Below are 19,959 nucleotides of genomic sequence, written 5' to 3' on the forward strand. Positions count from 1 at the left end.
GAAAACGGATGCTTTTTTTATGCCTGAAAGCCCTCGAATTTCTACTCTCTGAACTTTGTAAAAATACTTGAAGCAATATGTCCGCCAAAACCGAGTGTATTATTCATGGCATAATTTACCGTTTTACTTTTTGCTTTGCCCAAAGTAAGATCAAGTCTGCCTTCAAATTCCGGTTCCAGTTTTTGTGTATTAATGGTTGGTGGAATTATATTATTTTCAACGGCCTTGATACAGGCAATGGCTTCAATGGCTCCTGCCGCACCAAGTAAATGCCCCGTCATGGATTTTGTTGCACTGATACTAAGATTGGTATCCAGTCCGAAAACCGCTTTAATAGACTGTAATTCACTGATATCTCCCACTGATGATGCTGTTCCGTGCACATTAAGATAATCAATCGCCGATGCAGAAATTCCCGCCTCTTCCAATGAAAGAAACATGGCCGCAGATGTTCCTGCACCTTCCGGATGTGTGCTGGTGAGGTGATACGCATCCGCTGTCATTCCGCCGCCCACAATTTCTGCAATAATGTTCGCGCCCCGGTTCACTGCGTGTTCATAACTTTCAAGGATTAGAGCACCGGCGCCCTCTCCCATTACAAAGCCGTCACGATCAGGATCAAAAGGTTTGCAGGCCGTTTTAGCATTTTCGTTGTTGGTAGATAATGCCTTTGTTGCATTAAAACCACCGATGGAAACTTCATAAATAGAAGCTTCGGAACCGCCGGTAATGATCATATCCGCCTTTCCCCACTGAATAAAATTGAATGCTTCGATGATTGCCGTGTTTGCACTTGCACACGCGGATACGGAAGTGAAATTTACACCACGCAAGCCGTACTTTATAGAAATGACACCAGAAGCGATGTCAACGATCATTTTAGGATAAAAATAGGGGTTGAACCGTGGAATTCCGCTTCCGGTTGCATATTCAGAAACCGCATCCTGAAAAGTTGAAGTTCCGCCATTTGCACTCCCCCAGATTACCCCAATGCGGTTTTTGTTAAGTTTTTCAAAATCAACATCTGCATTTTTTAAAGCTTCGGCCACTGAAACCAATGCATACTGCGTGAAAGGATCGTATTTTCTTGCGTCATTTCTGTCAAAAAAATCCTGTGGGTTGAAACCTTTAATTTCGCAGGCAAATTTTGTTTTGAAATTGGTAGTATCAAATTTCGTTATTTCTGCTGCACCGCTTACGCCATTAACCAATGCATTCCAGAAGGCATTTATATTATTTCCCAGCGGTGTCAAAGCGCCAAGTCCGGTAACTACAACCCGGTTTAATTGTCCGACAAGTTTCATTAGACTATAATTAAAACATTTCACGATGGCGGTTTCAAAAAAACAGATACTACCATTATTCAAGAATAGAAGCTTTTACGCAGGCTAATTGTTCCAACAAAACAGGTAAAATATTATTTTGAAAGTTTAGCCTGCATATGGATATCTTCACAAACGTCGATTTCTCTGATCAGCAAATCATTACAAATCTAACTCAAATTATATGAATGAAGGAGAAACCATCGGGCTTTATTTGGCAACAATAATAATTGTTAACAGCGGGTACGGTTTTAGAAAATAAACTGTTAAAAAGAAAAATACATCGGATAGGCAACGATAAAGAAATTGGAAGAAAAAGAAAAAACAATGTTTTGGACCATACGGGAATATAACCCGGAGTATAAAGAACAACTTCGCCAAATTTATCTGGAATCGCGAAAACTGGCTTTTCCGTGGGTAGACCCGAAAAGCTTAAATCTTAACGATTTTGATTCCGCGATTCAGGAAGAAGAAGTTTTGGTGGCCTTAAAGGATAACTTCCCGATAGGTTTCATTGCCTGGTGGCTGCCAGATAATTTTATCCATTCTCTCTTTATCGATACCGGTTTTGTTGGAAAAGGAATAGGAAAATCTCTTTTGGAGGCATGTCTGTCAAGAACCGGCCGGCCTGCATCTTTGAAATGTTTAAAAGCTAATAAGAAGGCTTTGGCTTTTTATGATGCTCAGGGTTGGGAAATTATTTCAGACGGTGAATCACCTGACGGGGATTATTATTTATTGGGAATTTATTAAATGTCTAAAAATTGGATAATCATGGTACATTGATTCCTTTCAAATAAAATCCGCTAAAAGCTGTATTGTTGCCGTCAAAATCCGGCATTGCATCGACAGTTTTATTCAAATTCAAGCCTGGAAATTTCTTACTAATTATCTCTCTATCTTCCAGATACCTATTTGAAACAATGAAATATGCCTCTGTCGGTACTTTTAGTCCGCCACCATTTGTGATCCTCCTGTACATTCCGAAATAGTCACCCAGATAATTCACATCACCCGCAAATACTGTAAAAGGAAACGCAACATTCGCCTTGGAAACATATGGCTTTTTTCGTGTTCCATCATTGAAATCAATACCCCAGCCATAAATTTTATATTCTCCTTTTGGCAAAACCTTTGCGCCATAGAATATTTTAATTTCACCGTTTTTAAAATTCGGTAGGTCGGCTGTTGAGATAATCAATTTTTCTTTTTTCCGGCTTTCTATTTGAAAAATGTCAATATAATAATGTCCGTAAGACTGCTTTGGAAGTGAAATAGAAAACAGAACAACGCCGCTTGTTGAATCTGATTTATTTATAGTTATTGAAGATGGCACCTGGTAAGTCCCTGCACAGGAAGTTAAAAGGAAAATACAGCCGCAAAAGGAAGAGAATAAAGTAGATTTTAAAAACATATTTTTTATTGGAGGTGGTAGTAATTAATCGTTAAATACCATTAAATTGAGGGTGATATGTAACCGAAAATTAACAATTTTCAAAGATATCTAACCGGAATCATAAATTCGAATCCACATCATAATTTATTCCCATCAATATCAGCGCAACATGAAATACTTTTTCCTCTACCTCATGTCTGCATTTTTTGTTTTCGCAGGAATAACGCACTTCACAAAACCAAAAATGTTTGTGAGTATCGTTCCAAAATTCCTTCCCTATCCTTTGGAACTGGTATATGTAAGCGGCGCCTGTGAAATTTTGTTCGCAATCTTACTGGCAATTCCCGCAACAAGACACATCGGTGCATGGCTTTTGATTTTGTTGTTGATTGCTGTTTTCCCAGCCAATATTCAGATGGCTATTACTTTTTATAAAGAGCAAAATCCATATTTGTGGATAGCAATTCTTCGGTTGCCTTTACAATTTATTTTGATCTGGTGGGCCTGGATTTATACCAAAATGTAAAATCAGTTATATATCAAAAATGCTAATTTCTTCTTTAACAGCGATTAAGTAATCAAATCCTGATAAAAGTCGTCATATCCGCCGGATTAGAATTACCTTTGCGGATTATTTAGGATTGTGTTATGACTTTTGAAGAATTAAATCTCACCAGGCCGCTACTGAACGCATTAGAGGATCTTGGTTATACAACACCGACAACAATTCAGGAAAAAGTTTTTTCTGTGATGATGTCCGGAAAAGATGTGTGTGGAATTGCCCAGACTGGAACTGGAAAAACTTTCGCCTATTTATTGCCAACGCTTCGGCAAATACAGTTTTCCAAAGACCGTTTACCCCAGCTTCTGATCATTGTTCCTACGCGCGAACTTGTGGTTCAGGTGGTGGAAGAAGTGAAAAAACTGGCTGCTTATATGACGCTGACAGCGGTTGGCGTTTATGGTGGCGGCAATATAAAAGTGCAGATGGCCGAGTTGAAAAACGGAGCGGATGTTGTGGTGGCAACGCCGGGCCGTCTGGTTGATCTGGCGATGAATGGTTCGCTTAAAACTAAAAATATTAAAAAACTGGTGATTGATGAAGTGGACGAAATGCTGAATTTGGGATTTCGTACGCAGCTTAAAAATATCCTGGATCTTTTGCCACAGAAAAGACAAAATCTTTTGTTTTCAGCAACGCTGATTCCGGAAGTGGAAGTTTTGATGCAGACTTATTTCAATAATCCTGTTCGTATTGAGGCAGCGCCGGTTGGAACGCCATTGGAAAATATTGAGCAAGTGGCTTACGACGTTCCTAATTTTTACACCAAAGTAAATTTACTGGAACTGCTGCTAAGTGAAAATGAGGATATGTCAAAAGTGCTTGTATTTGCTGCTACCAAACATTTGGCAGACCAGCTTTTCGGACAGCTGGAAAGAAAATTCCCGGATAAAATTGGTGTAATACATTCTAATAAGGAACAAAATCACCGTTTCAATAGTGTGAAACAGTTTCATGAAGGGAATTACCGCTTACTGATCGCAACTGATATTATTGCCAGAGGATTGGATGTGGCCGAAGTTTCGCACGTTTTTAATTTCGACGTTCCAGAAGTACCTGAAAATTATATTCACCGTATAGGAAGAACGGGACGCGCTGATAAAAAAGGGATTGCTATCACATTTGTAACGGAGAAGGAAAAGGAATTTCAGGAAAATATCGAGGCTTTGATGAATTACGAAATTCCAATGCTGGCGTTACCGGAAAATCTGAAAATATCAGATATTCTTACTGAAAATGAAAAGCCTCATATCTACATGAAAACGGTTGATATCAAACTTCCTAAAAAAGGAACGGTTGGTGCGGCATTTCATGAGAAAATTGATAAAAATAAAAAAGTGAATGTCCGCAGAGATCATGCGGCCGAAAAAATGAAGAAATATGGTCGGCCTATCAAAAGAGCGGCAAAAAAATAAAACAGAAAAGGTGGCAGAGAAATCCGGCCACCTTTTCTGTTTTACTTTGAAAGGAAACTTATTTCCATTTTCCAAAGGCTGTGGCTCTGAAACCTACGTAACCTGCAAGTGAGGAGGGCAATAAATCTCCCTGATCAAAAGCAAGTTTGGTTACCAACCTCGTATTTCCCCATTTAAATATTGGCGCATCGACCATCAATAAATACGAAAACTGCTTGGCCGTGGGATTGAACGGCCTGTTATTTGTTCCAAAATTTGAACTGTAAGATAATTTAGTCCGCCATTGAATGGATCTTGCTGCCGTTCCTTCCAGTCCAACGTGATAAACAACTACCCGGTTATCAGGAAAAAATTCGCCCCAGTATTTTGATTTTATTTCGCTGTTTGGCTGAATAAAGGGTGTCCCCATACCTTTGCCAAAATACGACCAGCCTTCTTTATATTGTGCATGATCAAAATAATTGTCATTTCCTTTAAAATGTGAATTCGTCAGGTCAAATCCTGCACCGGACTGATCCTTACTGAAAAGATATTCGAGCAATACACCTCTGACTTGTATAAAAGATTTGTTACTCGCAGCCCTTTTCCAGCTTAAACCATACAATCCGTCCGGAATATTTTGCAGCTGCAATCCGGATCCGTCTTCAAAAGGGTGATTATGATAGAGAAGTAATTTTGACGTTTTTAGCTGATATTCAAAAGCGAGATCATATTGACCGACATGATTTCCTACCCTGTTTTCTCCATCAAAATTGGTGAAACGTCTATTTTGATAAGCTTTCGGAATTTTACCAATAACGACGCCCCATAAAAAATCTCCAAAATTATCTGTCAGCTGTCCGTTTACAGCAAGCGGACTGGTTTTCAAATAATCCGCGTGACCTCCCCAGGTAACACTATGAACAACCCCGATCTGCATGCTGAATTTGCCACCAGGTTTTCCAAATTTTCCATGTAAGGTTTTCTGGTGAAGATAAGCATCCTGAATATAAGGCACGTTAAACCAGCCGTGTGAAAAAAATCCTTTCAGGGAAACATAGTTTTTCAAAAATTTCAAGGGAACGTAATCCGGGAAACCGAGCTGAATTTTCGGAACAGGCATTGCATTTCCTGACCATGTAAAAGATCCGGTACTCAAAGTTGTATCCACTATGCCCAGAATTTGCTTCCTCCTTCCCCCCCAGAATTCCAGCTTTTTCCACCTTACTTTAAGATATGCCTCCGGCAATAAAACTTTCTCATTACCTCGACCAAGATTGAAAACTGTTTCGGCACCCGCACCCCAACGGATTTTGGAATGTTTTGACTTTTTGATCGTATCAGCATAAATCTGGGATTCATAAGTAAGCCCAACACGTCCTGTTAAAGAAGGCATCGTTAAAGGGACTGTGCCAAATTGGTTGGATCTAAGCCAGAACGGAGCTGTTGAACTTGTTCCGATATAACTTCCCAGTTCCGCCGAAGGACTCCAATGCTGTATTTGCGCCTCGGCATTTCTACATAAACTGATTAGTAAAAAGAATAACAAAAACTTTCTTTGGACGCAAACAATTAGCAAAGCGTTCAAGGTGCTGAACATACGCCGGCTTACTCTTTTTTGAGCGTACATGCACGCCATATCAGATGGAGGTAAAGGTGTAATAATATATCTATGCTGGATTTTATACTAACGTTTAATACATACGAAGGAAATTTAAAACCGGATGTACATACAGATAGCAAATTAGTCAAAAGTAAGAGATTAATCCTGTCGATTATATTAAGATTAGTTTAACAAGATTATATCCGACCTCATGCAAAAATCTCACTTTCAATACTTAAAAAATAAATTTATCCCATTTCACAATATTTTTATTGAGTATTAAAATATATTTTCTTAAAACTTTATAATTTTTTTTCTACCTATAATCCTATGAAAACGCTTCTTTTCCGGGATAAATAGCGTAGGAATACAAAACTGGATTCTACCGATTAATCACTTCACCAAATATTTTTTTTCACAGCTTAATCTATTTCAATCAGGCCGTCGTAAGTCTGCTAAATTCAACCTTTTTTCAACAAACGAGAGTTTTAGAAACAAACTGCATTATGAAAAAAACCTTATTAGACAACACAGTTTCCGAAGATAAGCAAATGCTATCGGTGGTAAACAGACGCTACTTTCTAAGATCAGCCGGTGTTGCGGCTGCAACTGGAGCTTTTATCCTAGGTGCATGTACTGATCATGATATTCAAGGTGACCAAACAGTTGATCTTGGATCAGGTGATGTTGGTATCCTTAACTATGCTTATGCATTGGAACAATTGGAAGCTGCATTCTACACACAAGTAATGGCTACTCCTTATGCAGGTATGACCGCTGAGGAAAAAATGATTCTTACTGATATTCGTGATCACGAAATTATTCACAGACAATTCTTCAAAGCTGCTTTGGGCGGATCTGCAATTAAAGGATTGACACCTAATTTTACCTCAATTAATTTCAACGATCGTGCAAGTGTTTTAGGTGCTGCCAAATTGTTTGAAGATACAGGAGTTCAGGCTTACAACGGTGCTGGAAAATTAATTACAAGCGGTGATTATTTACTTCTGGCAGGTAAAATTGTTTCTGTTGAAGCACGTCACGCTTCTATCATTCGTGATTTGTTGATGCCAAATACGGGTTCGTTTGCTGGTGATGATGTACTTGTCACAATAATGGGATTTGGTGGATTTGACGCAGCGGTTCCTCCAAGCGTAATCCTTCCGGCCGTTCAGCCTTTTGTAATGGACAAAATCAGTGGTTCAAATTTGCCATCTTAATCATCAACATTTTAATATCACGAAGACATGAATATCTTTAATATAATAGATAGTTTCCAAAAATTTGACGGCGATGCTGTTGGTCGTCTAGAGCACGCATCACGTCGCATGTTTATGAACCGTATTGGTAGTAAACTGGCCGCAGCTGCTATTCCTGTTGCTTTCGGTACGATTGTGAACAAAGCTTTTGGAGCAACTCCAACTGCTACTGAAGTGCTTAACTATGCACTTACGCTTGAATATCTGGAAAACGAATTTTACATGATTGGTAACGGTACTTCCGGATTAATTCCTAGTACCTACGCCCCTGTGTTCGCACAGATAGGAAAACACGAAAAAGCACACGTTGATTTTCTTGTAGCTGCGCTTAGCACTAATGCAGTTGCTAAACCAACTTTTGATTTCCCAGCAGTTTTCCCAACAGTTTTCACAGATTTCCCAACTTTTGTTACTGTTTCAAAAGCTTTAGAAGATACTGGAGTTCGCGCTTACAAAGGACAGGCTGGTAACCTTATCACGTCTAAACCTTTGTTGGAGTATGCACTTCAAATACATTCAGTTGAAGCGCGTCACGCTGCGATTGCCAGAAAAATATTGGCAAAAATTTCTGGCGATGCAACTATCAAAGGATGGATTTCAAATGATGCCGGCGTTCCTGCTGCGGTTTACGCAGGTGAAGGAAACGTTGTTCAAGGTACTTTGAATCTTCCTGGTGTTGACGGTTTGTCAGGTGTTTCATTTACTGCCATCACTGAGGCATTTGATGAGCCTTTGACTATGGATCAGGTTCTTGCAATTGCTGGTCCATTCATCAAAAAGATGTAATCAGCAAATTAAAAATATTGTGGAGGGTAAGGTAATGCATAGAACGGGCCGCACAAAGCGGCCCGTTCTTTTCTTGAATAGCCTATCAAAAAACAACCCCGAATTCCTTTCGGTCATCGGGGTCTTATTATAACTCCATAGTGAATAATATTCTGTGTTAATGTGTTTCGCTTTGCTTTTCCAGATTGAAAAGATCATTTAAAACATCGATCAGCGTTTCTGCCTCTCCTCGTTTACAAGCCGCTTTTAATTGCAAAACCGGCAGTTTAAGGATTTTCTGCATCATGCTAGTTGTGATACGCTCTACTTTTTCAAGTTCAGAATCACTTAGGTTTTTGGTAAAACGCGTTAATTCTTCCTTACGTATTTGTTCAAGCGCACCTTTAAGTTTTTGAATAGTCGGAGAAACGATCATTTCTTTTGACCAGTCATTAAATTCATAAACCGCTTCTCCGATAATTTCTCTCACACGCGGAACAGATTCAAGTCTGCGTGTAAGCGCTTCATCTGCTCTTGAACGGATGGAATCAATCGAATAAAGCATTACGCCAGGAATTTCTTCCACTTCCGGAGATACGCTGCGCGGGACAGAAAGATCTATGAAATATTTGAAAGACATACCCCGCAAACGAACCATCATTTCTTTTGTAAAGAATGGTTCATCAAGCGCAATGGAGGAAACAATGATATCAGCCTTTGCAATTTCTTGTTCAATATTTTCAAAATCGGCAACTTTAAAACCAAGTTCCTGAGCCAAAGCTTCTGCTTTGCTTGCAGTACGGTTTACCAAAGTTACATCTGCACCTGTTTTTTGCGCCAGATTACGACAAACATCAGTTCCGATTTCTCCAAGACCAACCACCAGAATTTTAGGATTTGGCATCAAACCATCCAGTAATTCAACCGCAGCATAAGAAACCGAAGCAGCTCCGTCACGGAAAAATGTTTCCTGAGCCACACGTTTGTTGGCAAAAAAGATCGTGTGTAAAAGTCTGTGTAAAAATGGACCAGCCATGTTTAAGTCAGCAGTCCATTGGTATGCATGTTTGATCTGATTAGGGATTTGCATATCCCCAACCACTTGTGAATGAAGGCCGGTAGCAACCTCAAACAGATGCTGTACAGCTGTTTCTCCCTCTGAAAAACGATCAAAATAATCCAGAAAAGGCTGTACATCAGAAATCCCTTTCTCTATTAAAAGAAGCTTGATAATCTCCTCATTCAGATCCTCGGCCGAAGAATAATATATTTCTGTACGATTGCAGGTAGAAACGACAAGAACATCGGAAACTTCAAAGAAATCCTTCAAACGAAGCATTATTCCCTTTGCTCCTTCCTCCGAAAGCGAAAGCTGCTCTCTGATGGAAAGTGGGGCATTCCGATGTGATAAACTTATTGATTTGAAATGATTATACATCACTAGGTCTAATTCGATTTACAAAAATACAGCACAAAATTTACAATAGGAACGCTAACCAAAAAGCACTTGTTTATTTAGAAAACATATAAATAAAACTTCGGTTTATATTGTAAATTTCTGCTATAATCCGAGGCAGGTAAATGACATTCGTCATCTTTATTCCTGACCTGATAACAAAGGAAATTGACAGGAAAATCCACTAAGCACAATTATTTTACGTTATTTGTAAGCCTTAATATTTCAACAGGTAAATTTGTCTAAGTGTCTGAATATAAATGATTGCAGAAACACCTAAAAACAAACCACGTTTCCGATTACACCCGGCTGCGCTCTTAAACAGCGAGAGACTCCGTCGTTCTCTGGTTGAAACTTATGAGAAAAAAGGCAACCTGAAATATGCAATTGGGGTAGTTTTACTCTTTTTGAGTATTGCTTCTCTTGTTTATACCAATGATCTGGTCGACAAACTTGAAGAGCGCGAAGAACGTGAGGTGAGGTTGTTTGGTGAAGGTCTGCGGTATATAATCAACAGCCCGGATGATGAAAATTTCAATGTGGTGATGGGTTTCATTCAGGATGCACTCAACTTTTATCAGATCCCTGCGATTTATGTAGACGAAAATAATTTCCCCAGTGTTTTCAAGAATATTCCTTTTTCAAAAAATGCCTCGCTTCGGGAAAAAGAACGAATTGTGGAAGCCCATTTGGCTAAAATGAAAAAAGAGCACCCGCCGGTTCCCGTCCAGATTGGCGAAGGAAAAGTTGGCTACATTTATTATAGTAACTCTTTTTTGTTAACACAGCTTCGGTACTATCCTTTTATCCAGCTTTCGGTTATGCTGCTGATTGGCTATCTGGCTTATCTGGCATTTAGTGCAGCCAGGAAAGCGGAGCAAAATCGTGTCTGGGTTGGTTTGGCTAAGGAAACTGCGCATCAGTTGGGTACACCATTATCTTCACTCATGGCATGGGTAGAATATTTTCGCAGTGATCCTAACATTGATTCTTCCATTGCAGACGAAATTGAAAAAGATGTGGTGCGTCTGGAAATGATTACGACCCGCTTTTCCAACATAGGTTCTGTTCCTACTTTAAAACAGGAATCGGTTTCCTTCATCGTAACCAGTTTTATTACTTATCTTCAAAAACGTGTTTCTTCAAAAGTTCATTTTTATATCCATGATCAGCTCGCGGAAGGACAAACTGCACTATTGAATAAAAACCTTTTTGAATGGGTTGTTGAAAATATTTGTAAAAACGCTGTGGATGCAATGGCCGGTATCGGAGAAATCCACGTTACGCTGCAAGCTCCGCCGTCAAGCAAAGAAATACTTATTGATATTACCGATACCGGTAAAGGAATGACCAAAGCGAACGCCAACAAAATTTTCAATCCTGGTTTCAGTACAAAAAAACGTGGCTGGGGGTTAGGTTTAACACTGGCCAAGCGTATCATTGAAGATTATCATGGGGGGAAATTATTCGTAAAAAGCTCAGAAGTTGGCAAAGGAACCACTTTTAGAATTTTAATCCCCGCCAAAGTTATGGAAGAAGTCGTGGAGCAGGATCAGGATATTGAATCCTGAATCAACCTAAAAACTGAATCCGATTGAAATATAAGGAAGCGATCCTTCTTTGGAAAAACCCATTACAAATTGAATAAGAACCAGTTCGGCAGGAACAACATATAATCCGCCACCGTATCCATCGTGCCATTTTTTTGAAGATTGGTCGGGCTCCCAAACTCTTCCCACATCATTAAATCCAATAATACCCAGTGTTCCCGGAACGATGTAAGAAGTGAAATGCAGAATATCCATCCGTAAATCAAGGTTATGGTACATCATCGTTTTTCCGGTAAACCGATTGGTATGATATCCACGAAGACTGCGCACACCACCCAACTGCATTTTTTGGAAAAAAGTTGGATCTCCCACAGTTGTTCCGCCGCCAAGACGATTTGCCATGACGAAATTTGAATTTTTACTACTTAAATAATATCTGATCTCGGTAGCCAGCTTGCCATAGGATTGAGAAAAACCGTTTAGCTTTTCCTTCGCTGAAAAAGTTGTATTCCAGTAAAGTCCCTTTGAAGGCATGGAAATATTGTCCCGGGAATCATAAGTCCAACCCGCTATCAAACCGGCATAAACGCGATCTTGAAAAACCTGGTACTGAGGATTTGCCTCATTAAAATCGAACAGGAAACGGGTTAAATTATTGGTCTGCTTACTTGTATAATATTCCGTAGAAACTCCTCCAAATAAGGTCAGGTTGTCTCTGATTTTTCTTTTCAGTTTAAAATCCGCCGTCAGGTAATCATATCGATTTCGATAGTATGGCATTTTCCGGTTTCCTTTATTGATAAAACGGGTATTATTACCAATACCAAAAAAGTTACTTAAATTATTCGGGCCTAATAAATGCGCGTCAATTTCCATATCATTCAACCCGAACACTTTCTTAAAATCTCCAACATAATCCAGAATAAAAGATTTTCGTCCGGTAGAATAATTGGCCCAGAATTCATTTTTGAAAGCATAAGGTACTTTTCTGAATCCCTGTTTTTCAAAAACCAGGCCCGCACCTATCTGAATTCCCTGGTCAATATTGTAATTGATACGAAAAAGAGGCCCCAATCTATCGAAAAGAAAACTTCTCTTGTTGTATTGATTGACAGCGGTATCGGTTGCTAACCTTAACCTTGCAAGTGAAGGAGCAGGTAGTATATTTTCCTGATCGGACCTGTCATAAACATAAAGCTTATGTTTATTTTTCAGGTTTTCGTCAACCTCAAATTTATCAACATCATCTCCACCCACCATTCTCACTTTGATGGAAGATTTCGTAGTACCATTTATAGAAAAAACATCTTCCCCGCCAAAACCGTAAAGCCTGATTTCTTTCGTAATGTGATGATCAAATTTTCGGTGATAAATTTTCCTTCCGTTTGATCCGTCTTTTCTGATATTGAAAATAGTCAGATCAATATCACCTTTTTTGGTATGACGAATATCAAAAAATTCCTTTTTATCTGACGCCGGAATTTCTACGATACCAGCCAAAAAGCGAAAATATTCCAGAGCATAAACCGGCAGATTTTTCACCCGGCCTTTCAAAGATCTGGTAAGTTCTGCGGTACTTGGATCGGCATAAACACTATCTGGTAAAAACTTCATTGTGCTGTCGATAAGCTCAGAAGTCAGCCTATCCTGAATATATTTTATTTCTTCTTTCCAGTCACCCTCATCCAGCTGATTCAAAAAATAACGATCCAGGTACCGCGCATTGAAATTGTACCCTTTTACATCCCTGATATTTTCACTGTAAGGCTGAAGGTTGGATTTCAGCCATTGATGAGATAAAAACCAGGGCAAGAGTCCGGAGGTTTTATAAAAAACTTTATCTCTGTCTCTTGGAATAGGTCTGTAAATGGTTTCTCCTTTTGATTTCTCCGGGAGCCAGCGCCAGTTATCTTCGTGACGGTCCCAGTCGCCGATGACCATGTCCAGCAAACGTGCTCGAAGTGTGAGTTTTTCATCAAAATTGGTATCATTATCATTCTGAACCTTCCGCTGCGCTTTATCCGTTGCATCCGTTTTTTCTGTTTCAAAAGGATTTCTTTCCTCAAATAAATAGGCCGCATTGGCAAAATCTTTCTGGTATTCTCCCAAACCCGGATCGTTGCCAACATATACTATTTCAGGATTGGAATGAAGTAACCCCAACGCTTCGGCCAGCGAAGGCGCGACCAAAGCACCAAAAGGATGACCGGTAGAAACCTGATCCTGGACAATATCTCTTGCAATAGTAGGTTTAAGATTTTCCGCCAGTCCGCGTTCCGGATATTTTTGTATGGTTCTCAAAACCCATTCTTTACCGGAAGAATCTTTCAGACGCAGCGAACGTGTTTGCATTCCTCCACCCAGTTTCAAAATCGTCAGACCACCGTGTTCTTTGGAAAAATCAAGTATCCGCATAGGAACAGGCATAGCCCAGAGTTTCCTGTAATTTTCTCCCAGAAAAAAACGGTGTGATTTACCAACAGCATTATACTCCGGTGCAATGGCGATTTTTATGCTATCACCCGATGCAGATTTTTGCGCATAGGAAGTACCGACAAATAAAACTGTCAGAAAAAATGAGATTAATGAATTGTAAATTTTGGTAGAATTTCCCTGCATAAACATTGCGACCGATAAAGCTCCTAAATATACGGGAGTTTATCGTTTTAAGCGGTTTGGGGTTGGAAAAATGTTGTCTGAGGGAGTTTTGCAAAAAATCTTACCAGCAGTAAGCTTAATGTTGGGGCTGACCAAATAGTAAATTTCGTTGCCTGAAAACCGTCCGGACAAAAATTTCTCCAATTGGTCCGAATGGAATAAAGTATGTGACCGACTTTTTGGTCAGCCCCTCTAATCATCTACCGTTGTAACAATATAAATTAAAACAGCAGAATAGCTTCTAATTCACAAATACCCTTTCAAACCGTATTTTGCTACACTTCGCACTATTCAAAGAACATTGACGCACGACGGCCTAACAGTTCAAAAAAAGAACGTACAACATTGAATGATTAATTAAAATACTGTACTTTGAGTTATCAGAAGGCAAAACGTAGAATTATTAATCTTTCTTAATTTAAATCTACTTCAAATGATAAAGTTCAATACTTTAATAGGACTCTGTCTTGTTGGTCAATTTTTACATGCGCAGTCACTTCATAGCCTTGATCAAGATCTTGCATTTAATGCTGTTTTACATAAATATATCACCTATCCTCAGCAAGCAGTTGAAGCAAAGGTCTACACACGATCAATTATTTACGCTCATTTTAATATCGATTCACTGGGTCACATACAGAATATAGCAATTTTAAATCCCAGTCAGCCAGATTATGGTTTTGACAAGCAAGTTAAACAAGCACTCCGCCATCTTCCACACCTGAAACCTTCTTATGTTGGGGAGTACATTCTTCCGGTTCGTTTTGTATTTGCTTACACAAAAGGAGACATAAAGTCAGACACATTGATACCAAGCATTTTAACTGATGAAGCCTTGAAAAACGCTTACCCTAACATGATACTTCTTACAGAAAGAAGAATTGAAGCATACATTCCAATGTTCACAGGTAACCGAAGATGATTTTACTGGTAGGGTTAAATGCACAACAGGCAAAACCAATACATTGTTCAAATTTAAACCCTCACTGATAGTATGGCAAATACAAACTATCCGTAACAACCTGATTACTTACATGCAGGGAACGATCACGGATCCTTAGCTTAAATTTGAATAAAACCTGTTTTGTATTAGCCGTGTAATAAGCCGTAGTATGCAAATCCAGTTTCCCTTTTATCGGTCCAATTTTCCCATCCACCTTTAACAACGGGAAAAATTTGATAGAATCCGTGGCCATGATTCTCTCCACCCATTTATTATTTTCCAGTCTGGAAGTGATCAGTTCATAGTTTCCCCAATTGCCATAAGGCGGGCGAAAATTAACATAGTCATTTATTTCACTTTCTGTCGCGCCAAGATTGCCGTCACCATCTTCGAAGTCTATCGAAATGGTTACGTTTTCCCTAATTTTCTTTCCATTCGAATCCAGTTCTGTTTCTGAGCTAATATCATTATAAGAAATGCTTGGAACGGTATTGAAATTGGGAGTTGGATCGCAGCCGAGAAGTGTAATGGCGAACCCACAAAATAATAGAACTTTGATTTTCATATTAAAGCTTCCGGTTTATATGCATTTAGTTCAAATAATTAAACCAAAAGTTACAAAAAAAGAGACCGACATCAAATAAGATATCAGTCTCTTTCAATTAATATTTTGTAAGTTTTATCTAAATCCGGGAACCGTGATACTGTCTGTAACAATCTGGTTACTAACTCTCAATGCGCGATCACGGATCCTGACCTTATATCTTATGGTAATTGGTACCGAACTATTAAAATACTTGGCTGATGTATGCAAGTCAAGCTTACCTTTTATCGGACCCGCCTTCCCATCAGGTTTTAGATCCGGGAACCATTTGAACTGATCAATTGCAAGTATTTGATCAACCCATTTTCCATCCGTCAAAGTGGAAGTAACCAGTTCATAATTCCCCCAATCTCTGTATTTCACAGAATCCGCAATTTCGGCATCAGAAGCACCTAAATCTCCGTCTCCATCCTCAAAATCAATTGTCACAGTGATATTTTCCTGTACCTTCTTACCATTACTGTCTAATTCGGTTTCAGTATCAATACTATTATAAAAAATCTTTGGTGTATCGTCAAAATCAGGAATATCGACACAGCTCGCAAGAGCAATTGCCGTTATAAAAAAAAGTAAGATTTTAAATTTCATAGATCAGGTTTGTAATTTCAGTTGATATAGGTCAGAGTTTATGTAATTATAATGTTTTTAACAATTCTCTGCATTTTCAAAAACAAGCCGTTAACTTCTGGCTTGTAACTTCTAACTTTGTTTTTCTATTTACGAAAGTACTACGATTGAAACTTCAAAGCAATAAATCTTCATTGGAAATGCGTCAGGAACTTCGCCGGCAAATTATTGATCTGGACCCATCTGATTTCGAATCACTTGCATTGCTTATTTTTCAATATCAGGCTGTAAACAATCCTGTTTATAAGGAATATATTTCACATCTGCATATCAAAACGAATGAAGTTAACAGACTTACGGATATTCCTTTCCTTCCGATTCAATTCTTTAAACATCATTTAATTAAATCCGGAATTCCGCCTGAACCAACCGTAATTTTTGAAAGTAGCGGAACCACCGGTACTGCCACCAGCCGTCATGCTTTGTATGATGCTCCTCTCTACCAATCCGTCTCTACGCGCATCTTTCAGCAAAATTACGGGCATCTGGACGACTTCCATATGCTAGTTCTGCTACCATCATACCTTGAACGAAACAACTCGTCTCTGGTGTATATGATGCAGCATTTTATTGATCAGGCCAAGTCCCCGCTATCCAATTTTTATCTTCATAACACAGAAGAAATGATTGAACAGCTGAAAAATCTGGCCAAAAATCCGGACGGCCGAGGCATTTTATTGATGGGTGTAACCTTTGCACTTCTGGATCTGGCCGAAAGTGATATTGACTTTTCTTTTCTGAAAAATATTCCCAATCTGAAAGTGATGGATACCGGTGGGATGAAAGGTCGCCGGCAGGAATTACTTCGTGAGGAAGTCCATGATATTCTGACCGGAAGTTTCGGAGTTTCAAAAATTCATTCGGAATATGGAATGACAGAATTGCTTTCTCAAAGTTATTCTCAGGGCGACGGGTTATTTTACCCAGGCACTACCATGCGTATTCTTCTTCGTGATGTGAACGATCCTTTTTCAATTTATGACCACAATTTGACCGGATCCAAAACCGGCGGTATCAATATTATTGATCTGGCAAATCTTGACAGCTGTTCATTTATAGAAACCCAGGATCTTGGAAGATTTGGTGCAGAGGCTGGCACATTTTATGTCATGGGCCGTTTTGATAATTCTGATATCAGAGGATGCAATTTACTGGTTTTGTAAATCGTTAAATGGTCTGTTAAAAATCAGCAGATCAGAACCTTCTTTCTTAATAGAATCGCGCATAATAATTTTCCCGACCAATTTCATATCTAGCTTATTATCAATTAGTTAAATTCAATTCATCTTATATAGAATTGTTCTAACCAAACAATAATAGAGAATATTTCATAAATTAGCCGGGTTGTTCTTAATTGCATTAATCGAATGTATAATTACACTTTGGATTGTTAACCTTATTAAGTATATAAAATGAAAAGACGTGACGCAATTGCCCGTGTGGCACTATTGATGGGTGGTACGCTTTCCGCCCCGACCATGCTGGCTTTTCTGGAGGGCTGCAAATCGTCGACGGAAACGTCGACTGCGCTGACTTTTCCTTTCTCGGCGGATCAAAAAAATTTAGTTTCCGAAGTTGCTGAAATCATTATTCCTAAAACTGATACACCTGGTGCGAAGGATGCCAAAGTTGGCGAGTTCATCGAGAAGATGATCAAAGAATGTTATGCAGGCAAGGATCAGGACAGTTTTGCAAAAGGTTTGAAAGAACTTGAAAAGAAAGATTTCCTGAAAGCTTCACCGGCAGATCAGACAAAGATTTTGAAAGAACTGGAAGCTTCTGCTAAAACAGATTCAGAAAAAGCGACTGAGGAACGTAAGAAATTCACAGAAGCAGGTAAAGAATATACTGATGATCAGGGTGTTCCTTTCTTCAAATTGATCAAAGAACTTACACTTTTGGGATATTTCACTTCTGAGCCAGGCGCTACGCAGGCATTGGAATACGTTGCAGTACCGGGCCGTTACGATGGCTGTATTGACTTGAAACCCGGACAGAAAGCCTGGGCAATGTAGTTTTTAATTTAAGGATGAGTTTTAAATAATTGAAGCTCAAAAGAACTGGTTATCATTAAGTTATAATATCATTTCACTATGAATTTAAACCTGAAAGGTCAAAAGGAAGTAACGTACGATGCAATCGTCGTTGGTTCTGGTATAAGCGGAGGATGGGCTGCTAAAGAGTTAACTGAAAAAGGACTGAAAGTGGTTATGCTCGAACGCGGGCGTGATATCAAACATATTGAAGATTACAAAACTGCCACACTGGCTCCCTGGGAACTTGAACACCGCGGCCGTGTAACAACCGTTGCGAAGGAAGAATACTGGGCTGGAATGCGTACAGGTTATACTGCCAATGAAGAGCACAGATATCTTTTTGAAAACGATAAGGAAAATCCTTATAAAGAAACAAGAGGATTTGACTGGATCCGGGCATACCACGTTGGTGGCCGCTCACTTTTGTGGGGACGCCAGAGCTATCGTCTGAATCCAAAAGATTTTGAGGCGAATGCAAAAGATGGTATTTCTATCGACTGGCCGATTCGTTATAACGATATCGCTCCGTGGTATGATTACGTAGAAAAATTCGCTGGTATCAGTGGTGCAAAAGATGGATTGGATGTGTTGCCGGATGGTAACTATCTTCCTCCTATGCAAATGAACTGTGTTGAAAAAACAGTAAAGGGAGAAATTGAAAAGAAATTTGCAGGCCGTCACGTGATCATGGGACGTGCTGCACATTTAACCCAGCCAAACGCAGTTCATACAGAATTGGGACGTGCTGCTTGTCAGTTCCGTAACATGTGTATGCGTGGCTGTCCATATGGTGCCTATTTCAGTACACAGGCCGCAACTTTACCGGCTGCAAGGAAAACCGGAAATCTTACTTTGATCCCTGATACAATTGTAACAGAGGTGATTTATGACGACAAGCTTGGCAAAGCAACCGGTGTTCGTACAATCAACCAGAACACGAAGGAAACCAAGGAATATTTCGCCAAGGTGATTTTCCTTAATGCTTCTGCTATTGCTTCTGCATCGATTCTTTTAAACTCGAAATCGAAAAGATTCCCGAACGGTTTCGGTAATGAAAGCGATCAGGTTGGCCGTAACATTATGGATCACCATCTTGCTGTTGGTGCCCGTGGTGATATGGAAGGATATGAGGATAAATATTATTTCGGACGTCGTGCAAATGGTATTTATGTTCCTCGTTACCGTAACTGGGGTGATGATAAACGTGATTATCTGAGAGGATTTGGGTACCAGGGTGGTGCTAGTCGCGACAGCTGGGGACGTGGAGCCAACATCGATGGTTTCGGTGCTGAATTCAAAAAAGAAATTTCTCAACCGGGCGGATGGAGCATGAATCTTGGTGGATTCGGCGAAATGCTTCCCGATGAGAAAAACCGTTTTACGCTTTCAACAACAGAAAAAGATAAATGGGGACTTCCGGTTGTCGTTTTCGATGCGGCTTATGGCGACAATGAAAAGAAAATGCGTGTTGATATGATGAACGATGCTGCCGAAATGTTAGAAGCGGCTGGTTTGAAAAACGTATCAAAATACAACGACGAATCTAAACACCCAGGAATTGGTATCCACGAAATGGGTACTGCTCGTATGGGTAACGATCCTAAAACTTCTGTTTTGAACAAAAACAACCAGGTTTGGGGTGCAGAAAATGTTTACATGACTGATGGTGCGTTTATGACATCTTCATCTTGTGTTAACCCGTCGCTTACTTACATGGCTATGACAGCACGTGCTGCCGACCATGCGGTGAAGGAGCTTAAAAAGATGAATATCTAAAAAAACAC

At 39.5% G+C, this 19,959-nt stretch carries 17 protein-coding genes; 10 read left to right on the forward strand and 7 right to left on the reverse strand.

The annotated features are described in order from the left end of the window. Positions 1-41: 41 nt before the first annotated feature. Entirely contained in the window at positions 42-1,304 is a 1,263-nt protein-coding gene (fabF, locus tag IEE83_RS22195; protein ID WP_194122677.1) for a beta-ketoacyl-ACP synthase II, read from the reverse strand. Positions 1,305-1,649: 345 nt separating this feature from the next. Here fabF and IEE83_RS22200 point away from each other — a divergent pair, with 345 nt between their 5' ends. After that, positions 1,650-2,075 carry a GNAT family N-acetyltransferase gene (locus tag IEE83_RS22200; protein WP_194122678.1) on the forward strand — a complete coding sequence of 142 codons (426 nt, stop codon included), beginning with the start codon at positions 1,650-1,652 and terminating at the stop codon, positions 2,073-2,075. Between the two features lie 19 nt (positions 2,076-2,094). On the opposite strand, the gene IEE83_RS22205 is transcribed toward IEE83_RS22200, so the two are convergent. Next, positions 2,095-2,736, reverse strand: a complete 642-nt coding sequence (locus tag IEE83_RS22205) for a hypothetical protein (protein ID WP_194122679.1) — start codon at positions 2,734-2,736, stop codon at positions 2,095-2,097. A 151-nt stretch (positions 2,737-2,887) separates the two neighbouring features. On the opposite strand from IEE83_RS22205, the gene IEE83_RS22210 reads away from it, so the two are divergent. Together IEE83_RS22210 and IEE83_RS22215 are read left to right on the forward strand one after the other, a co-directional pair. After that, positions 2,888-3,244 (forward strand): DoxX family protein, encoded by a 357-nt coding sequence (locus IEE83_RS22210; RefSeq protein WP_194122680.1) that lies wholly within the window; start codon positions 2,888-2,890, stop codon positions 3,242-3,244. 122 nt (positions 3,245-3,366) lie between these two features. Next, positions 3,367-4,695 carry a DEAD/DEAH box helicase gene (locus IEE83_RS22215; RefSeq protein ID WP_194122681.1) on the forward strand — a complete coding sequence of 443 codons (1,329 nt, stop codon included), beginning with the start codon at positions 3,367-3,369 and terminating at the stop codon, positions 4,693-4,695. A gap of 58 nt (positions 4,696-4,753) precedes the next feature. Here IEE83_RS22215 and IEE83_RS22220 read toward each other — a convergent pair whose 3' ends face one another. Further along, positions 4,754-6,304 carry a capsule assembly Wzi family protein gene (locus IEE83_RS22220; RefSeq protein WP_194122682.1) on the reverse strand — a complete coding sequence of 517 codons (1,551 nt, stop codon included), beginning with the start codon at positions 6,302-6,304 and terminating at the stop codon, positions 4,754-4,756. Positions 6,305-6,783: 479 nt separating this feature from the next. Here IEE83_RS22220 and IEE83_RS22225 point away from each other — a divergent pair, with 479 nt between their 5' ends. Both IEE83_RS22225 and IEE83_RS22230 read left to right on the forward strand, forming a co-directional pair. Further along, the gene (locus IEE83_RS22225; protein WP_194122683.1) at positions 6,784-7,497 is read left to right on the forward strand and encodes a ferritin-like domain-containing protein; all 714 of its coding nucleotides are present in this window, start codon (positions 6,784-6,786) and stop codon (positions 7,495-7,497) included. 27 nt (positions 7,498-7,524) lie between these two features. Continuing rightward, positions 7,525-8,322, forward strand: coding sequence for a ferritin-like domain-containing protein (locus tag IEE83_RS22230; protein WP_194122684.1), 798 nt, complete (start codon positions 7,525-7,527; stop codon positions 8,320-8,322). 157 nt (positions 8,323-8,479) lie between these two features. On the opposite strand, the gene hemA is transcribed toward IEE83_RS22230, so the two are convergent. Next, complete coding sequence (gene hemA / locus IEE83_RS22235; RefSeq protein WP_194122685.1) at positions 8,480-9,739, reverse strand: glutamyl-tRNA reductase; 1,260 nt, start codon at positions 9,737-9,739, stop codon at positions 8,480-8,482. A gap of 278 nt (positions 9,740-10,017) precedes the next feature. Between hemA and IEE83_RS22240 the strand changes: the two genes are divergently transcribed. Then, the gene (locus IEE83_RS22240) at positions 10,018-11,328 is read left to right on the forward strand and encodes a sensor histidine kinase (RefSeq protein ID WP_194122686.1); all 1,311 of its coding nucleotides are present in this window, start codon (positions 10,018-10,020) and stop codon (positions 11,326-11,328) included. Between the two features lie 6 nt (positions 11,329-11,334). On the opposite strand, the gene IEE83_RS22245 is transcribed toward IEE83_RS22240, so the two are convergent. After that, on the reverse strand, positions 11,335-13,926 hold the full coding sequence (locus IEE83_RS22245) for a BamA/TamA family outer membrane protein (RefSeq protein WP_194122687.1): 2,592 nt from the start codon (positions 13,924-13,926) through the stop codon (positions 11,335-11,337). A 472-nt stretch (positions 13,927-14,398) separates the two neighbouring features. On the opposite strand from IEE83_RS22245, the gene IEE83_RS22250 reads away from it, so the two are divergent. Further along, positions 14,399-14,887, forward strand: a complete 489-nt coding sequence (locus IEE83_RS22250) for an energy transducer TonB (RefSeq protein WP_194122688.1) — start codon at positions 14,399-14,401, stop codon at positions 14,885-14,887. Positions 14,888-14,948: 61 nt separating this feature from the next. On the opposite strand, the gene IEE83_RS22255 is transcribed toward IEE83_RS22250, so the two are convergent. Next, positions 14,949-15,473: a hypothetical protein gene (locus tag IEE83_RS22255; protein ID WP_194122689.1), complete on the reverse strand. Its 525-nt coding sequence runs from the start codon at positions 15,471-15,473 to the stop codon at positions 14,949-14,951. Positions 15,474-15,587: 114 nt separating this feature from the next. Then, positions 15,588-16,100 carry a hypothetical protein gene (locus IEE83_RS22260; RefSeq protein WP_194122690.1) on the reverse strand — a complete coding sequence of 171 codons (513 nt, stop codon included), beginning with the start codon at positions 16,098-16,100 and terminating at the stop codon, positions 15,588-15,590. Between the two features lie 179 nt (positions 16,101-16,279). On the opposite strand from IEE83_RS22260, the gene IEE83_RS22265 reads away from it, so the two are divergent. From IEE83_RS22265 to IEE83_RS22275, 3 genes are all read left to right on the forward strand, one after another. Continuing rightward, the gene (locus IEE83_RS22265) at positions 16,280-17,302 is read left to right on the forward strand and encodes an acyl transferase (RefSeq protein WP_194122691.1); all 1,023 of its coding nucleotides are present in this window, start codon (positions 16,280-16,282) and stop codon (positions 17,300-17,302) included. Positions 17,303-17,551: 249 nt separating this feature from the next. Continuing rightward, the gene (locus IEE83_RS22270) at positions 17,552-18,154 is read left to right on the forward strand and encodes a gluconate 2-dehydrogenase subunit 3 family protein (RefSeq protein ID WP_194122692.1); all 603 of its coding nucleotides are present in this window, start codon (positions 17,552-17,554) and stop codon (positions 18,152-18,154) included. A gap of 78 nt (positions 18,155-18,232) precedes the next feature. After that, positions 18,233-19,951, forward strand: coding sequence for a GMC family oxidoreductase (locus IEE83_RS22275; protein ID WP_194122693.1), 1,719 nt, complete (start codon positions 18,233-18,235; stop codon positions 19,949-19,951). Positions 19,952-19,959: the final 8 nt, after the last annotated feature.

The sequence above is a fragment of the Dyadobacter subterraneus genome (assembly GCF_015221875.1).
Lineage (GTDB): Bacteria > Bacteroidota > Bacteroidia > Cytophagales > Spirosomataceae > Dyadobacter > Dyadobacter subterraneus.